Raw genomic sequence first — 15,076 nt, 5'->3', positions numbered from 1 at the left:
CAGACCGCGGACCTGACGTCGGCACAGCAGAGGTGAGCACAGAGCCCCACCGCAGCCCTCGACACCTCACCGCCTACCGTGCACGAGCTCGTTAGTGCCGCATCAGGCAACGTTCGCCCTGTCGACTACCTCACGTAGTCGTTCGTCAGCGGCGTGCCTGTTCCGCCAGATGATGTAGCGGCGGATCATGCTGCCCTGCTCCTTGTGACTGGCGTGGTCGGTACCGTCGAGGGCGAAGTAGCGCAGGGCGGTGAACTGGGCCTCGATGCGGTTCAGCCAGGAGGAGTTGGTTGGGGTGTAGGCGAGCTCGACGTTGTTGGCCGCGGCCCAGTCGCCGACCCGGGTGTTGATCTCACGACGTTCCGGGGGTGTGAACGTCTTGGGCCGGCCTCCCCTGTACTTCGGTAGAGGGACTCGAAGCCGTCAGCGTTGAAGTTGTGGATCACGTCTCGGACCCGGTCCGCGCTGGTGAACGTCACCTCGGCGATCTTCGCCACGGACATGCCCTGGGCGGACAGCAGGACCATCTGGGCCCGCCGCCAGGTCACCACCGACCCGGTGCCCCGGCGCACGATCCGCAGCAGGCGCTTGCCTTCGTCGTCATCGATCTCGCGGACGCGTACCCGTTCTGCCACCCGCACATGATCGCGCCTGACATGTCGTCATGCGGAAACCCCAGGTGCGTAGTGATGCAAGTAGTTGCGCAACTGCGGTTCGAGCTGGGACAGGTTGCCGCCGTTGACCGCATGCCAAAGACGGTTCTCGATCCAGAAGCGATGGGCGAACTCCTCGAACGACGGTGCACACCAGAGGATCGCGGCCCTCTGCTCCTCCGCGTCATCGAGGTCGCTCTCTGTCTCCTCCCCGTCACGCTGGGCCTCGAACTCGTACTCGTAGTCGAGGTGTGAGTGCACCACGAACGCCTCGCCGGAGGAGCGGAGGTAGAGGTACCAGATGACGCAGTCCTGCTGATCCCGCAGGAACCGCACGAGGAAGGAACCAGGCTCGACCGGACTGGGTAGTGGTTGCGAGATGTCGGTCCAGCAGCCAGTCACCGAGACCTCGTCCAGCGAGCCGTACAGATTCGCGCTGGTCTGGAAAGTGACGAAGTCCTGCGGCAGAGACAGGTTCCTGGCCGCCAGGTCCCCCGCCAAGTCGTTGAGTTTCGCGACCTGCTCAGGGTCAAGGCCACGGGTGCCACCGAGCCACTGGAAAGTTCCTGTGAACTGGTTGGAGTCGAGCGGCGGCAGGCTCTCGTACAGGTAGCGCTCATAGGTGTAACGGCAGGCGCGGTACTCGCCGAGGTCGGTGGCGCACCACGCGGCGTCGAAGCCGACCGAGGGCAGCGCGGACCCGGATCGTTCATCAGGCATCGGAACCCCAGTTGATCACTGCGAGCGGAGTTATCGGCGTCAGCTTGGCAGCCGTCACCGACAACTCCTACAACGGGTGGGTCAGAGCGGCTCCCCAGAGCCGGGTCGGGGCGAACGTTGCCTGATGCGGCACTAGGCAGTTTCGTTTGGATCTGTCGGTCGTTGGCGTGCCGTTGCCTGATGCGCAGTGGGCGCGGATCGAGCCGTTGCTCCCGGACCGTACGCCGAAGCGAGGTGGTCGCTGGCGGGATCATCGTGAGGTGATCGACGCGATCGCCTTCAAGTTGCAGACCGGGACGCAGTGGGTCCATCTGCCGGAGAGGTACGGCAACTGGCGAGGTGTCTACAACCGGCTGCGGATGTGGGCCGTCGACGGCACTTGGGAGCGGGTGTTCACCGCGCTGGTGGCACAGGCCGACGCCGATGAGGACCTCGGCTGGGCGGTGTCCGTGGACTCCACGATCGTGCGAGCTCACCAGCACGCGGCCGGGGCCCGCAAAAAGGGGACCCGGCCGGCGAACCGGCCGACCACGCCATCGGCCGTTCCCGCGGCGGGCTGACGACCAAGGTCCACCTGGCCGCCGATGCCCGCTGCCGACCTCTCGCGTTCGTTCTCACCGCCGGACAAGCAGGCGATGCACCGGCCTTCACCGACGTCATGGCCCGCCTGCGTGTTCCCCGGCAGCGCGGACGCCCCTCGCACCAGGCCGGACATGGTCCTGGCGGACAAGGCCTATTCCTCCTGCGCGATCCGCGGCCACCTGCGCAAGCGCGGCATCCGGGCGGTGATCCCCGCTCCGGCGGACCAGCGGGGCCACGGCTGCGACGAGGCAGCCAAGGCTGCAGGCCGCCAGCCTTCGACCGCGAGGCCTACAAGCAACGCAACACCGAACTCCGGTCCATGACCAAAGGCGCGTTGATGGCCGGGCGACGCTCGCCCACGGCCATGCCCGATCAGCTCGTCCAGGTCTTGATCTGAGCAGCGACCTCACGCACCGGGAGCCCGTCCCGGGCGGCGCGGGCCAAGGGAATCACGGTGTCCAGGCCAGGGCTCACCGGGAGGCCGCATGCCGACAGGTAGGCCGCCGTCACCGTGGCCGCGAACAAGAGGTTGCGCACCTCAAGGCTGGGGTTCCTCGCCAGTTCACACAGCAGCGCCGCGGCCTTGTGATGGGGCTCGGGATAGACCTCGTGGTCCAGGACCTCCGCCCGATGACGTGCCTCGGCCGCTACCGGCACGCCGTAGTCGACGACCTGGGGATCCCCCGGGATCTGCTGCGCCACCGCCAAGATCCAGGCGAGATCGATGCGGAGATTCACGCGGCGTCCCTCGGCGCGCTCTCGGCCAGCCCTTCCGGAAGTCCGGGGTATCGGTCTTCGCCGGCCTCCGCCTCGAACGCGTCCGCGTACTGGGCCAGAAACGTCGCGGCGCCGGCCATGAAGGCGGCACGTGCCTGATTCACATCGGCCTCGATCAGGTCAGCCACGTACCCCTGCAGGGTCAGACCGCGGCGCTTGGCCCGGTCCTCGGCTGCCGCCTTGACGGCGTCGTCCAGTCGAATATTCGTCTGCTTTGCCATACCCACCACCATAGCTAGCCACTGATACCGTCGGCTAGCAGCCGAGCCCCTGCTTGCAACTCTGAAGGGGTTGCCGAGCAGTTGCACGCCACCGATTCCGTGCATGTGCGTGTGGGTAAGGGCACCCGCTACCGCTCTCTGGCCGTCCTGGTGAAGCACACCGACCTCTACGCCCAGTGCTGGGGCATGACCTCCGGCCACGCGTGGTGGGCGTACGGCGAGGTCGCCTCCGGCCGGCACTCCGGCTTCCCGCACGGGCGCCAGGGCTGGGTAAGTGGCGAGTACATGGCCACCGGCTACCGGCACCACTGAAAAGCACGGGACCGGCGATGGTTGCGGGGCTCTACCAGCGGCGGGCCGGCACAACCCCGCCCGTGCAGCGTAGCGCCCTCACGAAAGCCACCAAGCGCACCCAGGCTATGTAGGTCGGCTGGTTGCCTTACAGACCGCTTCCGTCACAGCGCGGTGACTGCCCGGGTGCGGCGAGGCCGGTTCCGAGGGCGCCGCGTCCGGTCCTTGGGCGCGGCGTCGGCTCGGCGGCCGGGGTGGCGGGCAGGCGTTCAGCGGCGAGCCGGGCGCGCGGCGCCGGCACCGGGTCGGTGTCTGGCGTGGGGGACGGATCGGTGTGGTCGGTTCCGGTGCCCAGCAGGCGGCGGTCGGTCATCGTCCGGTCATCCCGGCGGCCCGCGGTTCTTCTTCACCGACCCGGCCCGGCGCGGCGGCGGGCTCCAAGGCGCGCGCATCGCGCGCGCGAGGCGGTGAACTTCCCGGGCCGGGCGGATCGGGCACGGGCGGGCTGCCGGAAGGCATGCCCTGTCTGCCCGTACCGCCGTCTACGGCACCCGCGCCTCTCACCACGGCGGGCGCGTACCGGACTGGTGCGCCGCATTCAATACCTGAGAGTCGGTGTTTTCGCAGGTCAAACCATTGAATGCGGCATCTGGGAGGGCGAGAGTCGAGTGCGTGGCAGGTGCCGCACTCCCCGCCAACCGTGTGACCGGGGACACACGCGCTGGTGAATGGCCAGAGCAGGGTTGCGGGGCTAACCCCCGCGCCAAAGATCATGGCGCCGCCGTCCCCGGACCGTCTGCCCACGACGCAACAAGGGCCAGGCAACTTCCAACGCTCCACCGCCAACTTCCGCACGCCCCCAGTCCGGGACGTGCCCGAACCCGAGGGGGAATCTCGTGTCTACGCTCGCTTTGCTCGTCGCGCTGCTCCTGGTCGTCGTCGTGGTGCTGCTCGCGGCCGGCACCGCCTACGTCGTCCACCGCCACCCGACCTGGGGCCAGCCCCTCGGCGCCGCGTTCAGCGCGGTGACCGTGATGGCCGCGCTGGTCGGCATGATCCTTGCCCGGTGATCCGGGCCGCCCGCCGGGCAGCGGGACCCGGCGGGACCGGGCCGGAACTTCCCCGCCGCAGCCTCCAGGGGGTCTCCCAGAGAAGTTGTCGGCTTGTCCGGTACCCCTTATCCACGTGGTCTGAGCTGCCGTTTCCCGTCCCGGCGCCGGTCGGCTGAGGCAAGTTGAAGGGCAAGTTGAAGGGCTATTTGTAGAGCAAGTTGAAAGACAAGTTGAAAGGCAGGCAGCCTGCGTCGGTGCCGTGCCGGGCGCCTCGTGGATCGTCGGGACCCGGCGGAACCGGGCCGGCCGGAACCCGCGAGGGGGGTCTCCCAGGAAGTAGTCGGCGCCCCGCCGGGCTCGCGGCAGGCCCTGCGGCCTGCGGCTTTCCCCTCCGCCGGGCCGGGCGCCGGTGCGACCAGAGGCGCGACCAGAGGTGCGACCTGGAGAAGCCACGGCGGGGCGCCGCCTCTATGCCGTCACGGGTGCCGTCATGGCAGGGCGGGAGCGGTGCCGGACGGGAACACGATGACGGCCTCCATGACGGCCCCATGACGGTGCAAACCGGGCGGTGTGGCGGTGTCGTGGCCTATTCCGTCCAGGCGCGGGTGTTGATCCAGTGCTGGAAGGTGTCGTCGGTGAGGGCGTCCAGGAGGAGACCGGCGGCGCGCTCGGGGCTGATCCGGGCCTTGCTCGCCCCGTCCACGATCCAGGCGCTGAGCCGGGCGATGTGCTCGGCGCTCCGCGTACACCGCTCGCTCTGCCCGGCCGGGTCGGTGCCGTCGGCGCTCATTCCCAAATTCGGGAATGAGCTGTCCCGTCCGCTGTCCTGGCCGTGGGCGACGACCGTGCCTGTGATCGCCTCGCCCTTGGCTGCCCGGCTCGGTCGGCGGGACCGGCCGGGGCGGGCTTGGCCGGCCGGGTGGTGGCGGGAGGGAGCTGGCGGGGGGTGAACACGGCCTCCATGCGCTCGGGCTCGGTGCCGGTGCGCAGGAAGTCGGCGAGGTTGGCGACCACGTCGGCGGTCACCCGGCGTCCGGCCTGCCGACCGTGGCGGCGTACCTCGGCGTACCAGTGGGCGACCGCTTCGGTGTCCTGCTTGTCGGCGACGTCGACCAGGGCGCGGACGTGGGAGTCCGGCGCCGGGTGCTCGAAGGCGTCCGGTGGCTGGACGGAGCTCCCGGGGTCCGGGCGTCCGGGCAGGGAGGTCAACCAGGCCCCCGCACGCCGCCGCGCCACGCCCTGACCCCGGTAAGGCGCTGACCAGCGTCCTCACCGGGGCCCCGGCGGACACCGGCCACGGCCGGCCGACCATGGGCCCGGCCACAGCAGGTCACAGCCGTGCGCGGCTGACCAGCCATCCAAACCGCGCACGGTGCGGGACCGGACGCGCTACGCACCCGGTCCCTCAAAGGCTTTCTGTGGAGCATCCCGCCGCCGCACCGAGCCGTCCATCACCCACACCGGCGACCCCCGGGCAACGGGCAGGGCGGCAATAGGCTTCACATCGGAGAGACGCGTCAACATCTCTCCCCCTGCTGCACTGGTTGGAGCCAGTAGCAATCAGGGTGGGCTCAGCCTGATTCAGACCGCGTCTCGGGGATGAAGAGTTTGGCCGCCCGACCATGATCAATCAGAGCCCAGACGGCACGAAAGCGGGCCAACCCGGCTCAACATCCAGTAATCGCTGAGTTAGTGCGATTCTTCGATCGTGGGCGGATCCTCTTCCGCTGGGAGGCCGCGGCCGATCGTCATGGACCAGCGCACGGCTGTGGGTGCCTCGACGGAAACCACACCGCTGTGGTTAGCGCCGCCGACGGCCACCTGGTTGTAGGTGGTGCTCACCTTGCCGGCCACGCACTCCAGGGGGAAGGAGACATGCACAGGTCGCACCGCGACTTTGATCGTGCCCTGACCCTGGCACCGCACCGCGACGATCAGCGCGTCTCCCTTCCTGCCCTTGTTGAAGGGCAGAGTGGCATTCCCGCTGGTCACCGTCTGGCGACCGGCGAGTGTCTCGTCGGGGTCCAGCTCCGGGGGATGTTGCACCCCGGGCTCTGCGGTGCTCGGGGTCGGCAGGACCGTGGTCGGCGGCTGGGATGTCCGCGTGGGCTGCGAGGGCCTTTTGGCCCGGGGATGCTCCGATGAACAGGCTGTGAGAGGAACGAGCAGCGCGGTGCAGACGATGCCCAGCCTTGCGAAGGTTCGACGCGACATCTCAGTCCTCCCAGATGGCCCAGCCCACGCGGTGAGGCGTGTAGATGGTGACGTTGTGCTTGGCGCCCTGGCCGCAGTCGACGTATGTGTACCGGCTGTAGCCGTAGCTCTTCAAGCGGTAGACGCCGTAGCGGCCGTACGTGGTCTTGTGAGCCGGGGTGTCCACGCTGATGGAGTTTCCTATCTTGGCGGTGAGGGAGGCGGAGATGGTCACCCCGAACTTCCCCGAGATCTCTATGACGGCAACGCTGCCCTTGACGTTGAGCTCACCGTTGTAGGCGATTCCCACGGTGCCGGAAACCTCGGATGTGAACGTGGACTTGGCCGTGCGAGAGGTGCCGTTGTGGTTGGCCTGCTCGGCGCCCACACCCTTGTGGTAGTCCTTCGTCTTGCTCGTAGGGTAGTAGTACCAGCCCTGTTCGCACCCACGGCTGGACGGCACGCCTTCCGCCTTGTCGGCCGCGTCAGAGGGCGCGGCCGCTGGGGAGTCAGGGGCGCCCTCGGTGAGGTCCGCTTCTTCAGGCTCAGCGGGCGGGGCTGTGGCAACGGTGTCACCCGGATCGGAGGCCGGGTCATCCGCGAAAACCGGGCCCGAACCGGCAAGTACAGCGGTAACGAGAGCGGGCACAAGCAAAGCCGTTCGGATCATGCGCATGACATCTCCTTGAGAGGGGATTATTTAGTGCCTGTTTCAACCCCCCGGCACATGTGGGCTCGGTAGACTGATAGCCGGCGGGCCGAAGGCCAAGGTGGTGGCCACCACCTTCAGATCGATCAAGCTGCCGGGCTTCGCGGGCCCCTGGATGGCGCTGCTGATGAGCAGTGCCATGGCGCGTACGCCGCATCTGCTGCTTCCATCACGTGAGCCCCACCCGTTTCCGTTCGGGGAACGGTCACCGTGACCATCCCCCCAACGTTTATGCAAAGCTCTCATTCTGGACTAGCGACCGTTGACGTGCAGCTACCAGGTTCAGAAACAGGCACCCACAGCGATCACTTCATCACCTGCGGTGTGACGAGATCTTGACAGCCCTCCGTGGCGGATGACCAGCTTCCGCGCATTTCCTGAGCAAGACGTGAGCTAACGCTCGGAGGGGGGTTTGTTGGTGTGTGGAGTGTGTGCTGGTCTGGGGTGTTGTGGGTGTGTTGAGAGGCGGGGTGCGCGGCTTCGGTGGGGAGGTTGGGGCCCCACCTCCTGACGGGAGTCAGTCGTGAACGTTGCCGTCGTCCTCCTCACCGCCGCGCTCGTGACCGTCGTCGCGCTGCTCGACGCTGGTGTTCCTCCTCGCCATGCTGGCCGGCGCGGCGGCCGGCGGGCTGACGGCACTGGCGGGGGAAAACACGCCGCGCAGCCTGCCTAGGGTCTGTCGTCAAATGATCTTCGGTCGGGGATCATGGTCGGGTGATACGTCGCCATGAACTGTCGGATGCCGAGTGGGAGTTCGTCCGGCCGTTGCTGCCCGAGTCGCTGCGGGGCAGGAAGCGGTTGGACGACCGCACGGTGCTCAACGGGATCGCGTGGAAGTTCCGTACCGGGACCGCTTGGCGGGACGTGCCCGAGCGGTATGGCTCCTGGGCCACGCTGCACGCCCGCTTCCGCCGGTGGGCCAGGGACGGCACCTTCGAGCGCATGCTCCGGGCCGCCCAGGCCAAGGGCGACGCGGCCGGGGACATCGAGTGGCTCGTGTCGGTCGACTCCACGATCGTCCGAGCCCACCAGCACGCGGCCGGAGCGCGAAAAGGGGGCTCCGCTCCCCGGGACTCGGCCGGTCCAGAGGCGGCCTGACCAGCAAGATCCACCTGGCCTGCGACGCTGTGGGGCGACCGCTCGCCTTCACTGTCACCGGCGGGAACACCAACGACTGCACGCAGTTCACCGCCGTGATGAAGGCGATCCGGGTGCCCCGGCCGGGGCCGGGACGGCCCCGGGTCCGCCCCGACCACGTCATCGGCGACAAGGGCTACAGCTCCAAAGCCATACGCGGCTGGCTGCGGCGGCGGAACATCCGGCACACCATCCCGGAACGGTCCGACCAGATCCGCAACCGGCTCCGGCGCGGCAGCCGTGGCGGCCGTCCGCCGGCCTTCGACAAGCAGGTCTACAAGCGGCGCAACATCGTCGAGCGGTGCTTCAACCGCCTCAAGCAGTGGCGCGGCATCGCCACCCGCTACGACAAGACCGCCGAGTCCTACCAAGCAGCCGTCACCCTCGCAGCCCTGCTGATGTGGGCGTGACATTTGACGACAACTCCTAGGACGAGCAGCGGGACGCCGTAGGTGGACATCGCGAACGCCAACGCGTCCACCGTGCGCGGCAGGTAGACGCTGCGTATCAGCCCGCCGGTGTGGCGTGCGTGCCCCTGGGTCACTACCGGGCTCAAACGACAACCCGGCAGCGAACTCATTCCCACAACGGCCACCGGTGGGCAATCACCGCGGCGGACCCGGGGCTCGCCGTTTCGCCGGCTCGCCGCGATCCCTGATCTCGATGCTGCAAACCTTGCCGACGTCAAACCGCCGCCCAATCATCGTGACACCCGGTGGCAGGAATCGTCGATTCTATGGACGAAGGCACGATATCGGCGTGTATGTGTTGCGCGGCCTGGTCCAAAGCGCTGTGGCAGCTCGGTGTGTCAGGCCCCAGGACCACGAAGTGGGCGATCCGATCGCTCGAGGTTGAGTTACAGGCCGACCTCACATAGGCACCGATTCGCTGGGTGAGGACGATCCGGTCAAGGAGTGGATGACGGTCTGCGTGAGGTTGTACCGCGAGACGGTGGAGCCGACCGGTCACCGGGGCATAGAGGAACTGGATAGCTGCTGCTCTCTGCCGGGTCGAAGCCAGATGGGGGATCCGGCCTGTGCAGAGGTCTCCCGCGATACCAGGCAGGTCGATGCCCGTAGCCCGCTTCACAAGTAGCGGAATCAGATCGCCAGGGAGGTGGGGACTGACGTCGATGACGCGGGGGCCCCTGCGAGTCAGTGTCAGATGCACGTTGAGGACGCCCAGCGTGATGCCCAGCGCGCGTACAGCCCGGGTGACGGTCCGCCGCAGTACGGGGTTGTGCAGTAGTGGGTCATGTGCGTAGACGGAGTGACGCATGACTTGGTGGGTCGGGGCCGGCCCATGAACAGTGCGGGTTATTGCAACGATTCGGATGTCCTCGTCATCTACAACGACCGTCTGGGCGGATACCTGCTCGACGTGCATGTATTCCTCGATCAACGCGTTTTCCCGCTGGTCGGTGGGCTGTCCTGCCGCCGGTCGGGTGATTGCGTCGTATACGACACCGACTTCCCTGGGATCGTGTGCTGGCACAGCAATTGGACGTGTCTTGCTTGACAGTCTGATCAGGACGGGACAACCGAGCAATCGCGCCTGGGTGACAGCCGACTCGACATCGCAGACTTCTGTCCAGCGTGGTTGTGGCACCCTGTGCCGTGTGAGCGCTCTTCTGAGTTCGGCGAAGTCAGCGCATTGAGCTATGGATGCCGCCGGAGTGGTCGGTACCTGGAGCAGCTCGGCAATCTGGGCGGTTGCGCGGAGGTGCTCTGGCGTATAGGTAAGCACACCACGCAGGTCGTGGCCAGACCTGTAGTCTTTGACTGCTTCAAGGGTGGCGACGGGATCTGCGAGATCCGCCACTATGTGGTCGCTCAAGTACTGACGCGCCCATGCCGGCGCCTCGGCATCAAGGAGCACCACGGGGTGTGAAGAAGCGATCTGTGCCAGCTGGAACTCATTCTCCGCGGCATGGGAACCGCCAGCCCCAAGTAGGCACACTGGTTCAGACATTGCATCCTCGGCTGGAGCAGTTGACGGTGCGATCTGATGTCGGTTGCATGCGGTGTCGTCGCAGCGGCGGTGGTGCCTACTCCTTCCGTCACCTCTCGTCGGGCCACCTCTGCACGCGTGTTGCAGTCGTTCTGTGCCTCCGGCTCACCGTCGTCGTGTCGTGCATGTCGCTTCATGGATGTGTCGGGGAAGCGGTTGATCCGGTACAGACGCGGAGTCAGGGAACGAGAACTGACCGTCAGCAGCGCGTCGACGCGTGCACGGCTGCCGGTACTGCAAAACCGACCGCAAGACTGGTTTGATGGACATGACCCTTCCATGCGCAGTGAGGTAAATCAACGCCCTGTTACTGGGCGCACTGATTGTGCGGGTACAGTCGCTGCGCTCCTGGCTGGCCTGCGGGATCACGCAGGGAGCGCAGGATGCGGTGGCTCCGCGGCGTGACCTCGGGCGTGGAAGTTCGACCCAGGCTGAAGAAACGGACGTGACAGTGCGGCAACCTGCCCAAGCCCGCGGCATCGCTACGCGGGCGGAGATCCTTGACGTGGCAGCGAACCTGTTCTCGGAGAAGGGCTACTCGCAGACCTCGTTGCAGGACATCTTGGATCTGACCGGCCTCAAGAAGGGCGGTCTCTACTACCACTTTCAGACAAAACAAGAGATCGCCGTAGCGGTCGTCACCGAGGGCTTCGCCATGGACGACACGCCGCCGCAGGTAGGACCGCTCCAGGCTGTTGTCGACGCGTCCATCGTCTTGGCCTGGCTCACCCCGCAGGTGCCGGTGGTGAAAGCTGCCGCGAGGCTTGCCACCGATCAGGATCACAAGGACACGTTCGGCTACCTCTGGTCCCAGTACATCCCCCGGGTCACCCTGCTCCTGGAGGAGGCCAAGCGACGGGAGGAGCTGAAGCCGGGAGTCAGACCCGACGAAACGTCCTTCGTGTGGGTCGCCGCCTACATCGGAGTCGACTTGATGTGCCGGCTGGACTACCCGGCGTTGCCCCGGAAGATCGCCGACACGAACCTGCACTTCGTCACGGGTATCGCCACGGAACGGGCGCTGGCGGAACTCGACATGAGTGTCGAACGTGGCCGCGAGCTGCTGCAACGATCACCCTGGGCTGCTGAGTACCTGGACAAGGTGGTACCGCGCACCTCTGACGGGTTCGATTGGCACACGGCGACTCCACCCCCGGATGGCAAGACCGGGCAGTGACGGCGAGGGGCGTCAGCGAAGACTCGCCAGCGCCCCTTCCGTACCTCCGACCCTGCTCCCCGCGACTCGGCCTCTACGGCCTGGCGCCGGGCCTCCCCTTACCGGCCGACTCCCTGTTTTTCCTCGCCGCAGCGGTTGATAGTTACTAAGAGTCGTTATATGAGGAAATTCACGTCACCGTCAGTCAATGCAAGCAAGGATTTTCCTGGATCAGTGATCCGAAACTTCATGAGGTCGCGTCCCCGATGGCTGATTCGCACCCGGTCAGCGCCCTGCGTGAAGACGGCGGCCGGGAACGGCTAGGGAAACAGACCGGCAGCATGGTTTGATGCCGATCACTGTGCATGCGTATGAGGGCAGGCACACAACGGACCAGAGCCTTGTGGACGCCTCGCGCAGGGGCAGGGGGGCTGTGAAGCGTGGAGCATCCCGCGAATATCAGCGGCTGATGAGGAAGTACCGCGAGACGCGGTCTCGGCCGGATGTGGGGCTTAATCCCCTCCCCGGCCGACAGGGACCGACGAAGCTGCGGCAGCCCGATGTCGATGAAGCCCTGCGGTGCGGTGCCGGCGTCTACCAGAAGGTCGAGAGCGGCCGGCTGCGTCCGTCCCCGGAGCTGTTCCTGCGGATTGCTCAGACACTCGGCTTCAGTGCACACGACAGGCGCGTTGCCCACCTGGATTTGTTCGACTCTGAGCCGCCGCCAGCAGTGAGGGAGCCTCGGCCGTATTGGCAGTGTGCCGTTGACGGCCAGAGGGAGATGACTTGCGTCTTAGCTCCGGATGGACAGCTGGTGGCATACAACGCGGCCTTTGCCGCGATGTTCGGGGACCGAGGCGTTCCTCCGGACTTCTGGCGCTGGGCTCTGTTATCCGACCACGCACGAAACACCTCCCTCATCGACTGGGAGACGGCCTGGGCGCCTTACCTAGTGGAGGAGTGCCGCCTGCTGTCCCTCCGTTACCGGGGCAGTCCGGTTATTCGCCGCCTGTGCACGGACTTGGCCGACGATCCCCGACTGCAAAGCCTGTCCAGGGCGGACTCCGATCTCAATGGCTGTGCCGGCTCGGTGTGGCATAGCCAGAAGGGAATCAGTCATGTCCGCGTCCTGGCAGCCGAATCCGAAGGATTCCGCGTGCTGACCTTTCTAGCCAGAGGCGAATAGCCAAACGCTGACCATTCCGTCCCAACCCGATCATGATGGAGGCGCCGTGCACGTCCTGGTCCCGGATGACCCGGTAATGGCAGTCAATTTTCTCTCAGTGGAAGAGCCTCTCCTGCATTCACTTCATTACTACTACGGGACCGAGCTGACCGATGCCCAGGCAGCGACCATACGAGTCGCCTACGACAGTTGGGGGGAATTACAGCAGGAGCTGCCCGCCAGGTTCCGCAGCCACGCGCCGGACGTCGTAACCGACGAGGAAGTCGGGTACGTGCTGGAGGGCGTGGCGGGGCAGCGGTTGACGAGACTGTGCGCCATCGATGTCGGGCAACGCGTTGACCACCTTGAAGCCTGCTACATAATGCTGCGCCAGGCACAGCTTGACAGTCGTCGGGGTGCGCTGGCTCTCCTGGCCGACGTGCTGTTGGAGATCAACGACGGTATCGATTTCGTCGACCGTTTACGTCGCGTCCTGCAAGTCCTACGTCTGCCGCCTCCCCCGCGGCTTCTCGCGGCCATTCCGCTCCCGGCGCCCTGCGGACCCGTGACGGTCGTTCCGCTCAACGCTGAGCAGGAGGGGGAGTACCGAGGTTACTGTGGGAAAGTCATCGGGATCCTCAGCGGTGACGACGGTTTCGCCTTCGTCACTCATTGGGCGTTGTACGCGATGTAGTGGCGGCGCGCCTCCACGGGCGCGCGGCGGCTCCGGCACGCGACTGCCGGGCTATGCGGGCACCATCTCGGCGGCGGGCGCCGGCGCGCTCAGCATCGGATGGTCACCCATGACGCCCTCCAAAACGGCGAAACCCTCGGTCAAGGACAGGGCGTGCGGCGCCAGCGACTCGATCAGCGCCTCCTCCGCGTCGGGCAGCTGGTGGATGTGTTCCGAGGTGATACGGCCGGCGGCAAGCAGGTCCCCGCTGTGCGCTTTCACCTGGCTCAGGGCGAACAGACGGTGAAGCCGGCCGAGGACTGTCTGCGCCTGGGAGTCGGAGGCCGTGGCACGCCCCGCAGCAAGGCCTCCGCCGCGAGCCGGTGCACGTGAGCTTCGACGAGTTGTAGGGCCGGCGTCACTGTTCCGTTCCACCGTGCCAGCGGATCGCCGCAGCGTCCGTTGCGCAGCCTACCGCGGGCCCTGCCGTGCCAGATGCGCTCGATGTCCGCGAGGAGTTCCTGGAGATAGCCCGGATCATCCAGAGCTCGGCCTGCCGCGGGCACCACGGAAGGCGGCGTCGGGGTGAACCCGCCCATGAGCATCTCGCCGGCCGCCTTCACCCAGATGACACGATTGTCTCCCTCTGCGGTGACGGTCCCCTCATTCGCGGCCAGTTGGTAGGCGATCCCGTTCGACAGCAGCAGACCCTGTGCTCCGCAACGCTCACGGCATTCCGTCATGACCGCACGGGCCTGCCAGGTGATCCAAGCTTTGGCCACGGCCGCCGTACGCTCGATTTCCTCACGTTCAGCCTCTGCGCCGCTCGTCCACTGCTGCACCACGTCGCGGTGCAGCAGTGTTGCGGCGTAGATGGTCGCGACTGCGGAAAGGAGGGGGGCGTGGTGGCTGCGGTGTTCGATGAGGGGAACCTTGCGGCCCGTCGTCATCCCGGAGGTGAGCCGCCGGTGAGAATGCTGCACGGCGACGGCCAGGGCGTGCCGTGTCACGCCGAGACTGTAGGCGCTCATGCAGAGTTTGCCGGCGTGGACGCGGCGGACAGACCGGAGGAATCGTTTCCGGGGATTGCCCAGCGTGCTGGAGAACGTGCCGTCACGCGACAGACGTCCGTGCTCCCCCTGGAGCATGGCATCGAAGGGCAGTTGCACGCCGTGGAAGTACGTGGCGCAGTGGTCGACGGGGGCGCTGGCGGTCTGCGGGAGAGACTGCACCTCCACGCCCGGGTAATGCCGGCCCCGGTTGTCAGTCAGAGGGGTGAGGAAGAGGAACACACCATGGTCGGTGTCGTCGACCATGAGGCGGGCCGCCACGAGGGCGTTCTTGGCGCCACCGGTGCCCGAGGTGTTGGGCATCCACTTGCAGGCACCGGGTGCTGGGGTGTCGAGGACGAAGCTGCTCGTCTCGGGATCGTATGTGGCCGTCGTCTCCAGCGAAGCTGCGTCGTTGCCGTGGTCCAACTCCGTGCACAGGAAGGTTCCTATGCTCTCCATGCGGGCGTACGGGTGCAGGTCTCGCCCGTTGGAGTCGTGGTCCAGCAGACTGCCGATGTGCAGGTTCCAGTGGATACTCGCAATCGTCGCCATACCGGCATCCACGACTCCGGCCCACTCGTGCATCGCGACTAGGTTCTGTCCGGCAGATCATGTGACTTTGCGACCGGACACTCGTTGGTTGGGGCATGGGTCGGGGGGATCTGACGAATCACGAGTGGTCGCT

General features: G+C 66.7%; 17 protein-coding genes and 3 pseudogenes. 7 read left to right on the top strand and 13 right to left on the bottom strand.

The window, feature by feature from the left end:
• Positions 1-102: 102 nt before the first annotated feature.
• Positions 103-635: pseudogene (locus tag AB0F03_RS37065) on the bottom strand (helix-turn-helix domain-containing protein).
• Positions 636-662: 27 nt separating this feature from the next.
• Positions 663-1,373 (bottom strand): hypothetical protein, encoded by a 711-nt coding sequence (locus AB0F03_RS37060; protein ID WP_362000696.1) that lies wholly within the window; start codon positions 1,371-1,373, stop codon positions 663-665.
• Between the two features lie 152 nt (positions 1,374-1,525).
• Here AB0F03_RS37060 and AB0F03_RS37055 point away from each other — a divergent pair.
• Positions 1,526-2,262, top strand: a pseudogene (locus AB0F03_RS37055) (IS5 family transposase); the annotation flags it as partial.
• A gap of 65 nt (positions 2,263-2,327) precedes the next feature.
• Here the strand turns inward: AB0F03_RS37055 and AB0F03_RS37050 are convergent.
• The gene (locus AB0F03_RS37050; RefSeq protein WP_060880727.1) at positions 2,328-2,693 is read right to left on the bottom strand and encodes a hypothetical protein; all 366 of its coding nucleotides are present in this window, start codon (positions 2,691-2,693) and stop codon (positions 2,328-2,330) included.
• A complete protein-coding gene (locus tag AB0F03_RS37045) occupies positions 2,690-2,953 on the bottom strand; it encodes a hypothetical protein (RefSeq protein ID WP_362000694.1) in 264 nt (87 codons plus the stop codon). The genes AB0F03_RS37050 and AB0F03_RS37045 overlap by 4 nt, the downstream gene beginning before the upstream one ends.
• A 105-nt stretch (positions 2,954-3,058) precedes the next feature.
• Here AB0F03_RS37045 and AB0F03_RS37040 point away from each other — a divergent pair, with 105 nt between their 5' ends.
• Complete coding sequence (locus AB0F03_RS37040; RefSeq protein WP_362000691.1) at positions 3,059-3,265, top strand: hypothetical protein; 207 nt, start codon at positions 3,059-3,061, stop codon at positions 3,263-3,265.
• A gap of 875 nt (positions 3,266-4,140) precedes the next feature.
• Positions 4,141-4,314: a hypothetical protein gene (locus AB0F03_RS37035; RefSeq protein WP_362000689.1), complete on the top strand. Its 174-nt coding sequence runs from the start codon at positions 4,141-4,143 to the stop codon at positions 4,312-4,314.
• Between the two features lie 568 nt (positions 4,315-4,882).
• Here AB0F03_RS37035 and AB0F03_RS37030 read toward each other — a convergent pair.
• The 5 genes from AB0F03_RS37030 to AB0F03_RS37010 form a co-directional block, all read right to left on the bottom strand.
• Complete coding sequence (locus tag AB0F03_RS37030; RefSeq protein WP_362000686.1) at positions 4,883-5,086, bottom strand: hypothetical protein; 204 nt, start codon at positions 5,084-5,086, stop codon at positions 4,883-4,885.
• The gene (locus tag AB0F03_RS37025) at positions 5,083-5,505 is read right to left on the bottom strand and encodes a hypothetical protein (RefSeq protein WP_362000683.1); all 423 of its coding nucleotides are present in this window, start codon (positions 5,503-5,505) and stop codon (positions 5,083-5,085) included. Before AB0F03_RS37025 ends, AB0F03_RS37030 begins: the two co-directional genes overlap by 4 nt.
• A 480-nt stretch (positions 5,506-5,985) precedes the next feature.
• Positions 5,986-6,510 carry a hypothetical protein gene (locus AB0F03_RS37020; RefSeq protein ID WP_362000681.1) on the bottom strand — a complete coding sequence of 175 codons (525 nt, stop codon included), beginning with the start codon at positions 6,508-6,510 and terminating at the stop codon, positions 5,986-5,988.
• Between the two features lies 1 nt (position 6,511).
• Positions 6,512-6,952, bottom strand: coding sequence for a hypothetical protein (locus tag AB0F03_RS37015; protein WP_362000679.1), 441 nt, complete (start codon positions 6,950-6,952; stop codon positions 6,512-6,514).
• A gap of 763 nt (positions 6,953-7,715) precedes the next feature.
• Positions 7,716-7,853, bottom strand: a complete 138-nt coding sequence (locus AB0F03_RS37010; RefSeq protein ID WP_362000677.1) for a hypothetical protein — start codon at positions 7,851-7,853, stop codon at positions 7,716-7,718.
• 62 nt (positions 7,854-7,915) lie between these two features.
• Between AB0F03_RS37010 and AB0F03_RS37005 the strand changes: the two genes are divergently transcribed.
• Positions 7,916-8,745 (top strand): IS5 family transposase gene (locus AB0F03_RS37005; RefSeq protein ID WP_362000702.1). Its coding sequence is split into 2 segments (ribosomal slippage): positions 7,916-8,255 and positions 8,255-8,745, totalling 831 coding nucleotides; the frame shifts between segments, so codons are not numbered across the junction.
• A 17-nt stretch (positions 8,746-8,762) separates the two neighbouring features.
• On the opposite strand, the pseudogene AB0F03_RS37000 reads toward AB0F03_RS37005, so the two are convergent.
• Positions 8,763-8,891, bottom strand: a pseudogene (locus AB0F03_RS37000) (MFS transporter); the annotation flags it as partial.
• 128 nt (positions 8,892-9,019) lie between these two features.
• Entirely contained in the window at positions 9,020-9,613 is a 594-nt protein-coding gene (locus AB0F03_RS36995; RefSeq protein ID WP_362000699.1) for a hypothetical protein, read from the bottom strand.
• Between the two features lie 1,237 nt (positions 9,614-10,850).
• Here AB0F03_RS36995 and AB0F03_RS36990 point away from each other — a divergent pair.
• The 3 genes from AB0F03_RS36990 to AB0F03_RS36980 all read left to right on the top strand — a co-directional run bounded on the left by AB0F03_RS36990 (position 10,851) and on the right by AB0F03_RS36980 (position 13,360).
• Positions 10,851-11,522 (top strand): TetR/AcrR family transcriptional regulator, encoded by a 672-nt coding sequence (locus AB0F03_RS36990; protein ID WP_362000675.1) that lies wholly within the window; start codon positions 10,851-10,853, stop codon positions 11,520-11,522.
• Positions 11,523-11,850: 328 nt separating this feature from the next.
• Complete coding sequence (locus tag AB0F03_RS36985; protein ID WP_362000672.1) at positions 11,851-12,687, top strand: helix-turn-helix domain-containing protein; 837 nt, start codon at positions 11,851-11,853, stop codon at positions 12,685-12,687.
• A gap of 46 nt (positions 12,688-12,733) precedes the next feature.
• Positions 12,734-13,360 carry a hypothetical protein gene (locus tag AB0F03_RS36980; RefSeq protein ID WP_362000669.1) on the top strand — a complete coding sequence of 209 codons (627 nt, stop codon included), beginning with the start codon at positions 12,734-12,736 and terminating at the stop codon, positions 13,358-13,360.
• 51 nt (positions 13,361-13,411) lie between these two features.
• Here AB0F03_RS36980 and AB0F03_RS36975 read toward each other — a convergent pair whose 3' ends face one another.
• Positions 13,412-13,621 carry a hypothetical protein gene (locus AB0F03_RS36975; RefSeq protein WP_362000666.1) on the bottom strand — a complete coding sequence of 70 codons (210 nt, stop codon included), beginning with the start codon at positions 13,619-13,621 and terminating at the stop codon, positions 13,412-13,414.
• A gap of 5 nt (positions 13,622-13,626) precedes the next feature.
• On the bottom strand, positions 13,627-14,976 hold the full coding sequence (locus AB0F03_RS36970) for an acyl-CoA dehydrogenase family protein (protein ID WP_362000664.1): 1,350 nt from the start codon (positions 14,974-14,976) through the stop codon (positions 13,627-13,629).
• Between the last annotated feature and the right edge of the window lie 100 nt (positions 14,977-15,076).

Source organism: Streptomyces sp. NPDC028722 (assembly GCF_040637655.1).
In the GTDB taxonomy this organism is placed as follows: Bacteria; Actinomycetota; Actinomycetes; order Streptomycetales; family Streptomycetaceae; genus Streptomyces.
Note: the sequence above shows the minus strand (reverse complement) of the source record. Positions and strands in the feature narration are given on the sequence as shown.

Bases quoted from the DNA above. Each gene is read 5' to 3' on its own strand.
- AB0F03_RS37020 (WP_362000681.1), bottom strand. From the start codon at position 6,510: ATGTCGCGTCGAACCTTCGCAAGGCTGGGCATCGTCTGCACCGCGCTG.
- AB0F03_RS37060 (WP_362000696.1), bottom strand. From the start codon at position 1,373: ATGCCTGATGAACGATCCGGGTCCGCGCTGCCCTCGGTCGGCTTCGAC.
- AB0F03_RS37030 (WP_362000686.1), bottom strand. From the start codon at position 5,086: ATGAGCGCCGACGGCACCGACCCGGCCGGGCAGAGCGAGCGGTGTACG.
- AB0F03_RS36995 (WP_362000699.1), bottom strand. From the start codon at position 9,613: ATGCGTCACTCCGTCTACGCACATGACCCACTACTGCACAACCCCGTA.
- AB0F03_RS36985 (WP_362000672.1), top strand. From the start codon at position 11,851: ATGCCGATCACTGTGCATGCGTATGAGGGCAGGCACACAACGGACCAG.
- AB0F03_RS36970 (WP_362000664.1), bottom strand. From the start codon at position 14,976: ATGCACGAGTGGGCCGGAGTCGTGGATGCCGGTATGGCGACGATTGCG.
- AB0F03_RS37045 (WP_362000694.1), bottom strand. From the start codon at position 2,953: ATGGCAAAGCAGACGAATATTCGACTGGACGACGCCGTCAAGGCGGCA.